The sequence below is a fragment of the Microbacterium sp. USHLN272 genome (assembly GCF_037149655.1).
Classification (GTDB): Bacteria; Actinomycetota; Actinomycetes; order Actinomycetales; family Microbacteriaceae; genus Microbacterium; species Microbacterium galbinum.
In genome coordinates this window covers 323,762-335,657 of sequence record NZ_JBBCRA010000002.1, presented here as the reverse complement: position 1 = coordinate 335,657, position 11,896 = coordinate 323,762, and the positions used below count along the sequence as shown (strand labels likewise).

The following is an 11,896-nucleotide window of genomic DNA, read 5'->3' as shown; positions in this document are numbered from 1 at the left end:
CGGGGGGGGGGGCCCCGCCCCCCGGCCCCGCGCCCCCCCCCGCCCCCCCCCGCCCCCCGGCCGGCCGGCCGCCCGGCGCGCGGCCGGGCCCCCGGGCCCCCCCCCCTTCTCTGCGTGCGTCTGGATCAGTTCTCTTCGGGAACAAGATCCGCGTAGTAGGGGAGGCCGCCGTCGAGCACCGGAATGGCCGTCTTCACGCCGGTGGAGTCACCGGACTGGAAGTGGATCTCGACCGTGGAGCCCGGCTTCGAGTCGAGGCCGACGATGCGCAACGGCTCGGCGTCGGCGCCCAGGCTGATGCTGTCGCCCGCGGGAACCGTGATGGTGAACGCGTCGTTGTCGGCGAAGGCGATGGTGATGGTCGCGCGGTCGTCGGTCGGGTTCACGAAGGCGCCGATGAGGTTGCCCACCGTGCCGTCCTCGTTCGCGACGATGAACACGTTGCGCGCGTCGATCGGGCCCTCGGCGTCGGAGACGTTCACGCCGTCCGAGGCGGAGTACTCGATCTTCGTCGCCTGCGGCGAGATGAACGTGCATCCGGTCGCGCCGAGAAGAACGACGGCGCTGAGGGCAGCAGACGCAACAAGGCGCGATTTCACGGGTCCTCCTGGGGTACGACGGGATATCCGCAACCATTCTACGGGTACGCGGACCGCGCCTCGGGACGAGGGGGCGCAAACCTTAGCGCATAACCCCTGTGGTATCCTTGAGGTTGCCGAAAGGATACGTTTTTATGCTTTTTGAGGTTGGCGAGACCGTCGTCTATCCGCACCATGGCGCTGCGACCATCATCGAGGTCAAGGAGCGCATCATCAAGGGTGAGGCGAAGAAGTACCTGAAGCTCAATGTGACGCAGGGCGACCTGATCATCGAGGTTCCTGCCGAGAACGTCGACCTGGTCGGTGTCCGCGACGTGATCGGCAAGGAGGGCCTCGACCACGTGTTCGAGGTTCTGCGTGCTCCGTTCACCGAGGAGCCCACCAACTGGTCGCGCCGCTACAAGGCGAACCTCGAGAAGCTCGCCTCCGGCGATGTGATCAAGGTGAGCGAGGTCGTGCGCGACCTGTGGCGCCGTGACCAGGACCGCGGTCTGTCCGCCGGAGAGAAGCGGATGCTGGCGAAGGCTCGCCAGATCCTCATCTCCGAGCTGGCGCTCGCGGAGAAGACCGACGAGGACAAGGCGGGCGCGATGCTCGACGAGGTCCTCGCGTCCTGACCCGAGTTTCCCGAAGGGGGCGGATGCTTCGGCATCCGCCCCCTTCGTCGTTCCCGGCAGGCGGTAGCGTGAAGACGTGACTCTGCTTCCCGTGCCGCACGTCGCGGTCATCGTCGTCGCCGCCGGATCCGGTACCCGCCTGGCGGCGGGCGCGCCGAAAGCCCTCGTCGGCATCGACGGACGTTCGATCCTGCGCCACGCCCTCGACGGCGTGTTCGCCGCCGCCCCCGCGCAGGTGATCGTCGTCGCGCCCGCGGGCTTCGAAGGCGACGCCGAGACCGAGGTGCGCGAGGCCGCCGGGGATCGCGTCGACCTCGCACGGGTCGTCGTGGGAGGGGACACGCGCCAGGAGTCCGTCGCGGCGGGGCTCGCGGCGCTCTGGGGCGATGTGCGCACCGTGCTGGTGCACGACGCCGCCCGTGCGCTGACCCCGCCCGCACAGATCGACGCCGTCGCCGCCGCTGTCGCCGAGGGCACCGGCATCATCCCCGCGCTCCCGGTGATCGATACGCTCAAGCGGGTCGACGGCGACAGCATCGTCGCCCCGGTCGATCGTTCCGAGCTCGCCGCGGCGCAGACCCCCCAGGGCTTCCCGCGCGCCGCGCTCGAGGCGGCGTACGACGCCGCCGCCGCTGCGGGGATCGAGTACACCGACGACGCCGCGCTGTTCGCCGCCGCCGGATACACCGTCCGACACATCCCCGGCGATGCCCGCGCCTTCAAGATCACGACGCCGGACGACCTCGACCGAGCGCGCCGGCTGCTCGCCGAGGCGCCCGCGCTGCCCCTGCACGTGCCGGCATCCGCTCCGAACCTGCCGCGCGTCGGCCTCGGCACCGACGTCCACGCCTTCGGCGGAGAGGGCGACCTGTGGTTGGCCGGACTGCGGTGGCCCGGCGAGCCGGCGCTCTCGGGGCACTCCGACGGCGACGCGGTCGCGCACGCCATCGTCGACGCCCTGCTCGGTGCTGCCGGCCTGGGTGACATCGGTGAGCACTTCGGCACCGCGCATCCCGAGTACGCGGGCGCGCACGCCGCGGTCTTCCTGGCGCGCACCCGCGAACTGCTCGGCGAGGCGGGGTTCGTGATCGGCAACGTCTCGGCGCAGTTCCAGGGCAACCGTCCGCGGTTCAGCGCGCGCCGTGCCGAGGCCGAGCGGGCGCTCTCGGATGCTCTCGGCGGTGCCCCCGTCTCGGTGACCGCGACGACCACCGATGCGCTCGGCTTCCCGGGGCGCGGGGAGGGCATCGCCGTGACCGCGGTCGCGCTGGTCTTCCCGGCCTCGGCGCACTGAAGCACCGACCGCGGCCTGCGCGTCACTCTCGGGGCGCGCGGGGGCGGGCCGAGTAGGCTTGAGCGGTGACTCTCCGCCTCTACGACACCCGTGCGCAGGACCTGCGCGACTTCGTGCCGCTCGACCCCGGAAACGTCACGATGTACGTGTGCGGTCCGACCGTGCAGTCCGGTCCGCACATCGGGCACGTCCGCGCGGCCCTCAGCTTCGATCTGCTGCGCCGGTGGCTCGAGAAGCGGCACGGACGCGTCACCTTCGTGCGCAACGTGACCGACATCGACGACAAGGTGCTCGCGAACGCCACCGACGCGGAGCCCTGGTGGGCCCTCGCGTATCGGATCGAGCAGGAGTTCGCCGCAGCCTACGCCGGCATCGGCATCCTGCCCCCGACGTACGAACCGCGCGCGACGGCATCCGTCCCGCAGATGCAGGAGCTCATCGCGCTGCTCATCGATCGCGGCCACGCGTACCCCGCCGCCGACGGCTCGGGCGACGTGTACTTCGACGTGCGCTCGTGGGCCGAGTACGGTGCGCTGACGCACCAGTCGATCGACGCGATGGAGGCGGCGGAGGACGCCGACCCCCGCGGAAAGCGCAATCCCCAGGACTTCGCCCTCTGGAAGGGCTCGAAGAGCGATGAGCCCGCGGATGCCCGGTGGGTGTCCCCGTGGGGTGAAGGCCGGCCCGGCTGGCACATCGAATGCTCCGCGATGGCGAAGCGCTATCTCGGACCGGAGTTCGACATCCACGGCGGGGGTCTCGACCTCCGCTTCCCGCACCACGAGAACGAGTTGGCGCAGTCGACGGCCGCGGGCGATGCGTTCGCGCGGTACTGGGTGCACAACGGCCTGGTCACCGTGAACGGGCAGAAGATGTCGAAGTCGCTCGGAAACTTCACGCTGGCCGCCGATGTGCTCGCCGCCCGCGATCCGCTCGTCGTGCGCTACGCGCTCGCGGCGGCGCACTACCGCTCCAGCCTCGACCTGTCGGAGTCGTCGTGGACGGAGGCCGAGGCCGCGCTCGGACGCATCCGCGCCTTCCTCGAACGAGGCGAGCGGCTCGCGAAGCCGGGCTGGGGCCAGGCGAAGGAGGGACTCCCGCAGGAGTTCGTCGAGGCCATGGACGACGACCTCTCGGTACCCCGGGCGCTCGCCGCGATCCATACGAGCATCCGCTCCGGAAATGCGCTCCTCGACGCGGGCAAGTACGATGAGGCGAGGCAGGACGTGATGGACGTCATTCAGATGACGCTCGTCCTGGGGATCAATCCGCACTCTTCGCAGTGGAACGGCACCGGCGGGGGAGCCGAGGCCGCCGCACTGGACGCACTCGTCCAGACGATGATCACCCAGCGCGCACAGGCGCGTGCCGACAAGGACTGGGCGGCAGCCGATCGCATCCGTGACGCGATCGCAGCCGCAGGAATCACGCTGGAGGATACTCCGGCCGGAACTCATTGGAGTATCGATGGCTAAGCCACAGCGCCCCGGCGCGAACAAGGGCAACAAGAAGGGCCCCACCAAGGGCACCGGCGGTCTCGGGCGCAAGGCGCTCGAAGGACGCGGACCCACGCCGAAGGCCGAGGACCGCGCCTGGCACCCCGCCGGCAAGCGCAAGGCCGCGGCCGAGCGCTACGCCGCGTCCGGCGGCAAGGGCAAGCCGGGCCAGCGCCAGACCGCCGGCGGCAACCCGAACCGTTCGGCGCGCTCCAAGGACAACACGACGGAGACCGAGGTCGTCACCGGCCGCAACTCGGTGCTCGAGGCGCTGCGCGCGAAGATCCCGGCGACGGCGTTCTACATCGCGCAGCGGGTCGAGATGGACGACCGCGTGAAGGAGATGCTCTCGATCGCGACGCACCGCGGCATCCCGGTGCTCGAGGTCACGCGCCAGGAGCTCGACCGCATGGCCGGATTCGACGGCGTGCATCAGGGCGTCGCCATCAAGGTGCCGCCCTACGAGTACGCGCACCCGCAGGATCTGCTCGAGAAGGCGATCGACAAGGGCCAGGTCCCGCTGTTCGTCGCTCTCGACGGCATCACCGACTCCCGCAACCTCGGCGCGATCATCCGCTCGGCGGCCGCGTTCGGCAGCCACGGCGTGATCCTGCCGCAGCGCCGTTCGGCCGGGGTGAACTCCGCCGCCTGGAAGACGAGCGCCGGGGCCGCCGCGCGTCTGCCCGTCGCGCTCGCGACGAACCTGACCACCCAGCTCAAGGAGTTCAAGAAGCAGGGTGTGTTCATCCTCGGCCTCGCCGGTGACGGCGACGTCGATCTGCCCGCACTCCAGCTCGCCGATCGCGCGGTCGTCATCGTCGCCGGCGCCGAGGGCAAGGGCCTCTCGCGCCTCGTCCGCGAGACCTGCGATCAGATCGTCTCGATCCCGATCTCCACGGCCACCGAGTCGCTGAACGTCGGCATCGCCACCTCCGTCGCCCTGTACCAGGTCGCGACGATCCGCTCCACGAAGTAGTCGCCGCAGCATCCGAAGGGAAGAGCCCGCATGAGTCGCATCGTCGTCCTCGGAGGGACCGGCTACGCCGGTCGTCACATCGCCGCAGAGGCGGTGAGCCGCGGTCACGAGGTCGTCGCGGTGTCGCGCTCGGTGCCGACGGATGCCGTGGAGGGCGTCGCGTACATCCAGGGCTCCGTGCTGGACCTCGCCCCTCTCGCCGGCGCCTTCGCGGGGGCGGATGCGGTGGTCTCCGCGCTCTCCCCGCGCGGCGACATGGAGGACCGCGTGCTCGACGCGCTCGAGGGCGTGGCCCGACAGCTCAGCGGCACCGGCACGCGCCTGGGCGTGGTCGGAGGAGCGGGCGGCAGCCTGGTCGCCCCGGGCGGCCCGCGACTGTTCGACCAGGACTTCCCCGAGGAGTACAAGCACGAGGCGCAGGTGGGAATCGACTCGCTCGCGTTCCTCGAGAGCACGGATGCCTCGCTCGACTGGTTCTTCGTGCACCCCGCGGAGGTCTTCGGGCCCTGGGCCGAGGGCGAGCGCACCGGCCATTACCGTGACGGCGGGGACGTGCTCGTGCGCGACGCCGACGGCAAGTCCTACATCTCGGGCGCGGATTTCGCCGTCGCGGTCGTCGACGAGATCGAGCAGGGCAACCACCACCGCGAGCGGTTCACCGTCGGCTACTGACCGCGAACGGGCATCGCGCCCCGCGGATCAGACGAGATCGCGCCAGTCGATGTCGCCGTCCTCGTCTTCGTCGGTGGTGCGCGTGGCGCCGGTGATGACGGGAAGGCTCGTCGTCTCGGTGGGAGGCCCCATGATGGTGGCCTCGTCGCGACGGTGGCGGAGCACCTCGTTGATGTAACTCGTCAGCACCTCGGCGAGCGGTACCGGGCGTCCCTGCGCTTGCGACAGGTACCACCGGTGCTCGAGCACCTGGTGGAACACCTCCGCGGGCTCGAGCTTGGCGCGCAGGTCGTAGGGGATCGCGCGCACGACGGGCTCGAAGACGCGCGTCAGCCACTCGTGCGCGTACATCTCCTCATCGGACCACTGCTTGGTGGAACGCGCGCGGAACTCGTCGAGGTCGTTGAGCAGGCGACGTGCCTGATTCTCCTCGACGTCGAGGCCGGTGAGGCGGATGAGTCGCCGCTGATGGTGGCCGGCATCGACGACCTTCGGCTGGATCTCGACGACCGCGCCGTCGGCCGTGGTCGTCATCGACATCTCGTCGATGTCGAAACCGAGGGCGTTCAGCCGCTCGACGCGCTCGGTGATGCGCCAGGTCTCGGATGCCGAGAAGGAGTCCTGTGCGGTCAGCTCGGCCCAGAGCGACCGGTACGACGAGACGATGCCGTCGGCGATCGCGACCGCGTCCACACCGTTCTCGAGGCGCCCGCCGGCGGCCAGGTCCATGATCTCGCCGGCGATGTTCGTGCGGGCGAGATCGAGATCGTAGGCGCGCTGCCCGTCGGTCAGCCCCTCCTCGTGCAGTTCGCCGGTCTCGGCGTCGACGAGGTACGCCGCGAACGCGCCCGCATCGCGGCGGAACAGCGTGTTCGACAGCGAAACGTCGCCCCAGTAGAAGCCGACGTTGTGCAGGCGCACCAGCAGGAGGGCGAGGGCGTCGACGAGTCGAGTGGCGGTGTCGGGGCGCAGCACGCGGGTGAACAGCGCACGGTACGGCATCGAGAAGCGCAGGTGCGAGGTCACCAGGGCGGCCGGGAGCGCTTCGCCGTCGGCATCCGTTCGCCCGGCGATGACGGCGACCCGGTCGACGCAGGGTACGTCGAGGCGGGCGAGGTTGCCGAGCATCTCGTACTCGCGGCGCGCCATCTCCTCGGTGGTCTCCTTCACCGCGACGACCCGTCCCGACAGATCGGCGAAGCGCACGAGGTGCCGCGACAGACCCTTCGGGAGCGAGACGATGTGCTCGGAGGGCCAGCGGGCGAGCGTCGTCGACCAGGGGAGGCCGAGGAGGCCGGGGTCGACGGTGCTGGCGGTGATGCGCAGCGAATCCTGCATGGCGCTCCTGGGAAGTCGGGGTGGACGCAGACGCGGCGCGGGCGACCGAAGTCGACCCGCGCCGCGAGTGGTGTGTGCGATCAGGCCGAGACGACCGGAGCCGTGTTCAGGCGGCTTCCCGACTCGAGGTCGAACGCGTGGACGTGACCCGGGTTGGCGGCCAGGGTGACCGTCTCGCCGGCGTTCGGGTGGCTGCGACCGTCGACGCGCGCGACGAGGTCGGTGCGCTTGCCGTTGATGTCGGTGTGGCCGTAGAGGTAACCGTCGGCGCCGAGCTCCTCGACGAGGTCGACGACGACCGAGAGGCCCTTGCCGTCGGCCGGTCCGACCGTGATGTCCTCGGGACGCACGCCGACCGTGACCTGCGTGCCGTTCGCGCCGGCGACCGCGTCACGCTCGAGCGGGACGACCTCGGTGCCGAAGCGCACGCCGCCCTCGGCGAGGTCCGCCGTGAACAGGTTCATGGCGGGGGAGCCGATGAAGCCGGCGACGAACACGTTGTTCGGCTTCTCGTACAGGTCGCGCGGCGTGCCGACCTGCTGCAGGAGGCCGTCCTTGAGCACCGCGATGCGGTCACCCATGGTGAGGGCCTCGGTCTGGTCGTGGGTGACGTAGACCGTGGTGACGCCGAGGCGGCGCTGCAGCGACGCGATCTGCGTACGCGTCTGGACGCGCAGCTTGGCGTCGAGGTTCGACAGCGGCTCGTCCATGAGGAAGACCTGGGGCTGACGCACGATCGCGCGACCCATGGCGACACGCTGACGCTGACCACCCGAGAGGGCCTTCGGCTTGCGGGTCAGGTACTCCTCGAGGTCGAGCAGCTTGGCGGCCTCGAGCACGCGGGTGGCGCGCTCTTCCTTGCCGACGCCGGCGATCTTGAGCGCGAAGCCCATGTTCTCGGCGACCGTCATGTGCGGGTACAGCGCGTAGTTCTGGAAGACCATCGCGATGTCGCGGTCCTTCGGCGGGACGTCGGTGACGTCGCGGTCGCCGATGAGGATGCGGCCCGCGTTGACCTCTTCGAGGCCGGCGAGCATGCGGAGCGACGTGGACTTACCGCAACCCGAGGGTCCGACGAGGACGAGGAACTCGCCGTCGGCGACCTGGAGGTCGAGCTTGTCGACGGCCGGACGGGTGCCGCCCGGGTAGAGGCGGGTGGCCTCGTCGAAAGTCACAGATGCCATTGTGTTTCTCCTTCACCGGCAGGTACGTGCCGGACGATCCGTAGTGATGGATGCGGCGGTTCGACCCGCCGTGACCCCTCATTGGGTCGCCCTCAGTATGACATGGACCGCGGCATCTGGGTATTTCTCAGGTGCGATGGTTAACATCGAATCCGGCCGTGCAACGCGGCGATCGTCGCCTATCCGATATCCGATGATCGGGGCCACCCTGCCCCCGTGAGACTTTCAAGAGGAACGATGTCGAGCGACGAAACGCCGAACGTCCCCACCCCTCGCAACTCCCGCGAGGCTGTGCGGGAGAAGGCACAGCGAGTGCATGCAGCGCAGTCCCGTGCGCGCATCATGCGACGGATCATCATCGGGACGCTCGCGGTGGTCGCCGTCGGCGCGATCGGTACCGCCGTGACTCTCGCGGTGTCGGCTCAGGTCTCGAAGCCCCAGCTCTCGCCGACCGGCATGCACGGTGACGGCGTCGTCGTCTCCGAGCTCTCCGCATCTGCGGCATCCGATGCCGGTACGGCTACGCCCACCCCCGACTCCTCCGAGGCCGAGGCCCCCGCCGAGCCGACGGCCGAGCCCACGACGGCCCAGAAGGTCGACATCCACATCTACGTGGACTACCTGTCGGATGACGCCGGCGAGTTCGAGCGCGCCAACGCCCGCCAGCTCACCAACTGGATCAGCGAGGGTGCGGTCACCGTGACCTACCACCCGGTCGCCCTGCTCACCGCGAGCTCCAACGGCACCAAGTACTCGCTGCGCGCCGCCGCTGCGGCCGCCTGCGTCGCGACGCACTCGCCCGACCAGTTCTACGCCTTCAACCACGATCTGCTCGACGACCAGCCCGAGGTGAACACCGACGGGCTGTCCGACAGCGAACTCGCGGATCTCGCGGGGGCCGTCGGCGTCGACAACACCAAGACGGTGCGCAGCTGCATCCAGGACGGCGACTACCTGACCTGGGCCAAGGAGGCGACGACCCGTGCACTCGAGGGTCCGCTGCCCGGTTCCGACGACCTCGTGCTCGCGTCGACCCCGATGATCGTCGCCAACGGCGAGGCATACGTCGGCGCGCTCGACGACCCGGCCGAGTTCTCGCAGTTCGTGCTCACGGTCGCCAGCGACGCGTACTACCAGGCCACCGCGACGCCCACGCCGACACCGACCGAGACTCCGGGCGAGTAAGCCGGAAGCCCGAGAGGTCGGGAGACCTCCGCCACCATCGCTAAGCTGGTGGCACCCGCCGACTTGGCGCAATTGGTAGCGCACCGTACTTGTAATACGGGGGTTACGGGTTCGAGTCCCGTAGTCGGCTCCGAAAAGGCCAGGTCAGGCCTAATAAAATCGCCCCGAATCCATCACGGATTCGGGGCGATTCGTTGTTTAGTCGTGGTTTTCAGGTGAACAGCTTCGCCAGAACAAGTCCGGCCGCGGGGCCGCGGTGCACCTCGTCGGCGTAGTGCATCCGCGTCGTGCGCTCGTCCTCGTGGCCGAGCTGCTCCTTCGCCGCCTCGATGCCGAGCTCGTCGCGGACCACCGTCGCGACCGTCTTCCGGAAGCTCTTCGGCGTGGTGCCCTTCCACGGCGTCTCCCGCAGGGCGTCGCGCCAGGTCGTCCGATAGTTGTTCGGATGCCGGAACGTGCCGACGCTCGAGGCGAAGACGAACGCGGAGTAAGACGCCACGCGGCGACGGAGCAGCATGTCGACGACATGGTCGGGCAGCTCGAGCTCGCGATACCCGGCATCCGACTTCGTGAACTCCTGCACGAAGAACTTCCCGTCGCGGTCCTGCGCGATCGTCCGGCGGATCGTGGCGAGCTTCGCGTCGAGGTCGAGCTGATCCCACTGCAGGGCGAGCAGCTCGCCGGTGCGCATGCCGGTACCGATGATCATGTCGGTCGTGTCGAGCAGCTCGCTCGCGCGCGGACGACGCCGACGCCGGTCATCCGCCGGCCGCGGCTCCGTGCCCGCGTCCCACTCCTCGAACCGCGAACGCATCGCGCGCACGACCTCGACGTTCGGGGCGGCCCGCTTCACTGTCCGCTTCGCCTTCTCGGGCGCCGGGACATCGGTCATCGGGTTCGGGCGCACCGCACCGTGCCGGGCGGCGAGCGTGAACATGCCGCGCAGCACGACGTGCGCGGTCGTCGCAGTGCCCGCGCCCGACGAGCGGGTGAGTGACGTGACGAACCGATCGAGGCGCGGCACGCTCACCTCCGCAAGCCGGACCGAGCCAAGCCCCGGCGCGATGTGCTTCTCGATCGCGTTCATGTAGATCCGGATCGACCCCTCGGCGAGGCGAGTCTTCGTGTCCAGCCAAGCCGTCGCCAGGTCGCTGACGAGAGAGTCCGGAGTGAGCAGTTCGCTGGCCGGAGCGAGGCGCTTCTTCAGCGCTTTCACAAGGTTGCGCTCGGCGTCCGCGCCGGTGCGGCCGTTGCGCTGCATCAGCCGCGTCACGCCGTCGGAGTCACGGTAGTAGGCGACCGCAGTCGGCTTCCCCTTCACTGTGGTTCGGCGGATGCGACCCCACGTCTCGAGTTCGAGGGGCGGCCTAGGCATAGCGGCTGATCCGTCCCTGCCGGATCAGCCGCATGTAGACGCGCATGATCTTCTCGGTGACGTTGAGTTCGAGCGCGACGACGGCTGGGTCATCGGTGATGCCCGACAGCTCTTCGATGCGCCGGGGGCGGATAAGGCGGCGTGCCGCAATCCGGTCCGCGCGCTCCTCCTGCAGGTCGTCCGTGCCGACATCGTGATGCTCAAAGTGCACGATCTCGTGAGCAATGGCGCAGCGCTCCGTCGCGGCGTGCAGGTTCGTCCGCACGAAGACGGCTTCGTGCTCGGGGGAGTAGCAGGCGACCATCTCAGGGTCGGGCAGATCGTCGCGGAAAACGATGGGTAGGTCGAGGATCTCCGCGTGCACCCAGGGGTCGTAGTCGTATGCGCAGGGCCCGTCGCCCCAGCCATTGATGCCGAACATGAACGCGGTGCTGCTCATCGGCTCGGCGATGAAGTCGTCGTACTCGATCGCGTCCAGTGCACTACTCACGTGTCATCCCCCTCTTACGCCTCGCCCCGGTCCGGGTCGATCGGCGTGTTGTCCTTTGTTGCGGCGATCTTCGTGCTATCGAGATCGGCTTTCTCTAGATCATGGCGTCGGCCACCGACACGGGCGCGACGACCGCTGCCAATCGGGACGGGCGTGCTCACTGCGTCGAGGTTGGGGTGCGCGCGCACAGCGTCCGACAGGACCGGGATCACCTGCCCGACGGCGGAGAGTCGGTGGTCGGGATGGATCGCCTGCAGAAGTGGAGCGATCATCGCGACGTAAGAATCGACCTCGGCGCGCGCATCTCCGTCGAGGTCGATCCCGAGCGCGACGAACAGGCTGATCAGCTTGTCGGCCTGGCCAGCGACTGCGCCCGTCTCGATGTTCCGAATCGTGCGCGAAGTGACCCCGGAGCGATCTTCGAGCTCGCCCTGAGTGAGGCCCTTCTCGGCGCGCAGTTTCGCGACCATGCCCCCGTAGGACAAGCGTTCTTGCTGCGTGGCTCGTTCGATCGAAACTCGATTGAGCGGAAGGTCTTTCCGGTTGATGTCCGTACCCATAGGCATGATGCTAGTGAAGTTTCCTATTCATGTCGAGTATTCGGAAGTTTCTTCTTAACTCATTCCGATTTGAGCTTGCGTTGATGGGAAAGAGTTCGTAAGGTCTTTCC

The 11,896-nt window shown here is 69.0% G+C and carries 12 protein-coding genes and 1 tRNA gene; 7 read left to right on the top strand and 6 right to left on the bottom strand.

Annotated features, from left to right (window positions below; all coding sequences use genetic code 11):
* Positions 1-125 precede the first annotated feature (125 nt).
* Entirely contained in the window at positions 126-599 is a 474-nt protein-coding gene (locus tag WFJ97_RS15005; RefSeq protein WP_247634196.1) for a DNA modification methylase, read from the bottom strand.
* Positions 600-733: 134 nt separating this feature from the next.
* Here WFJ97_RS15005 and WFJ97_RS15000 point away from each other — a divergent pair, with 134 nt between their 5' ends.
* From WFJ97_RS15000 to WFJ97_RS14980, 5 genes are all read left to right on the top strand, one after another.
* On the top strand, positions 734-1,216 hold the full coding sequence (locus WFJ97_RS15000; RefSeq protein WP_247625017.1) for a CarD family transcriptional regulator: 483 nt from the start codon (positions 734-736) through the stop codon (positions 1,214-1,216).
* A 76-nt stretch (positions 1,217-1,292) separates the two neighbouring features.
* A complete protein-coding gene (gene ispD, locus WFJ97_RS14995) occupies positions 1,293-2,510 on the top strand; it encodes a 2-C-methyl-D-erythritol 4-phosphate cytidylyltransferase (protein ID WP_336642094.1) in 1,218 nt (405 codons plus the stop codon).
* Between the two features lie 65 nt (positions 2,511-2,575).
* Positions 2,576-3,985, top strand: coding sequence for a cysteine--tRNA ligase (cysS, locus tag WFJ97_RS14990; RefSeq protein ID WP_336642093.1), 1,410 nt, complete (start codon positions 2,576-2,578; stop codon positions 3,983-3,985).
* Positions 3,978-4,982: a 23S rRNA (guanosine(2251)-2'-O)-methyltransferase RlmB gene (gene rlmB / locus WFJ97_RS14985; protein WP_247625014.1), complete on the top strand. Its 1,005-nt coding sequence runs from the start codon at positions 3,978-3,980 to the stop codon at positions 4,980-4,982. The genes cysS and rlmB overlap by 8 nt, the downstream gene beginning before the upstream one ends.
* A 30-nt stretch (positions 4,983-5,012) precedes the next feature.
* Positions 5,013-5,654 (top strand): NAD(P)-dependent oxidoreductase, encoded by a 642-nt coding sequence (locus WFJ97_RS14980; protein ID WP_247625013.1) that lies wholly within the window; start codon positions 5,013-5,015, stop codon positions 5,652-5,654.
* A 27-nt stretch (positions 5,655-5,681) separates the two neighbouring features.
* On the opposite strand, the gene WFJ97_RS14975 is transcribed toward WFJ97_RS14980, so the two are convergent.
* Positions 5,682-6,992 carry a DUF4032 domain-containing protein gene (locus WFJ97_RS14975; RefSeq protein WP_336642092.1) on the bottom strand — a complete coding sequence of 437 codons (1,311 nt, stop codon included), beginning with the start codon at positions 6,990-6,992 and terminating at the stop codon, positions 5,682-5,684.
* An 80-nt stretch (positions 6,993-7,072) separates the two neighbouring features.
* Positions 7,073-8,176 carry an ABC transporter ATP-binding protein gene (locus WFJ97_RS14970; protein ID WP_247625011.1) on the bottom strand — a complete coding sequence of 368 codons (1,104 nt, stop codon included), beginning with the start codon at positions 8,174-8,176 and terminating at the stop codon, positions 7,073-7,075.
* Positions 8,177-8,413: 237 nt separating this feature from the next.
* On the opposite strand from WFJ97_RS14970, the gene WFJ97_RS14965 reads away from it, so the two are divergent.
* Positions 8,414-9,361 (top strand): DsbA family protein, encoded by a 948-nt coding sequence (locus WFJ97_RS14965; protein WP_336642091.1) that lies wholly within the window; start codon positions 8,414-8,416, stop codon positions 9,359-9,361.
* A gap of 57 nt (positions 9,362-9,418) precedes the next feature.
* Positions 9,419-9,491, top strand: a tRNA-Thr gene (locus WFJ97_RS14960).
* 81 nt (positions 9,492-9,572) lie between these two features.
* On the opposite strand, the gene WFJ97_RS14955 is transcribed toward WFJ97_RS14960, so the two are convergent.
* The 3 genes from WFJ97_RS14955 to WFJ97_RS14945 form a co-directional block, all read right to left on the bottom strand.
* Positions 9,573-10,736 carry a tyrosine-type recombinase/integrase gene (locus WFJ97_RS14955; RefSeq protein WP_336642090.1) on the bottom strand — a complete coding sequence of 388 codons (1,164 nt, stop codon included), beginning with the start codon at positions 10,734-10,736 and terminating at the stop codon, positions 9,573-9,575.
* On the bottom strand, positions 10,729-11,175 hold the full coding sequence (locus WFJ97_RS14950) for an ImmA/IrrE family metallo-endopeptidase (RefSeq protein WP_336642089.1): 447 nt from the start codon (positions 11,173-11,175) through the stop codon (positions 10,729-10,731). The genes WFJ97_RS14955 and WFJ97_RS14950 overlap by 8 nt, the downstream gene beginning before the upstream one ends.
* Before the next feature lie 65 nt (positions 11,176-11,240).
* A complete protein-coding gene (locus WFJ97_RS14945; RefSeq protein ID WP_336642088.1) occupies positions 11,241-11,786 on the bottom strand; it encodes a helix-turn-helix domain-containing protein in 546 nt (181 codons plus the stop codon).
* Between the last annotated feature and the right edge of the window lie 110 nt (positions 11,787-11,896).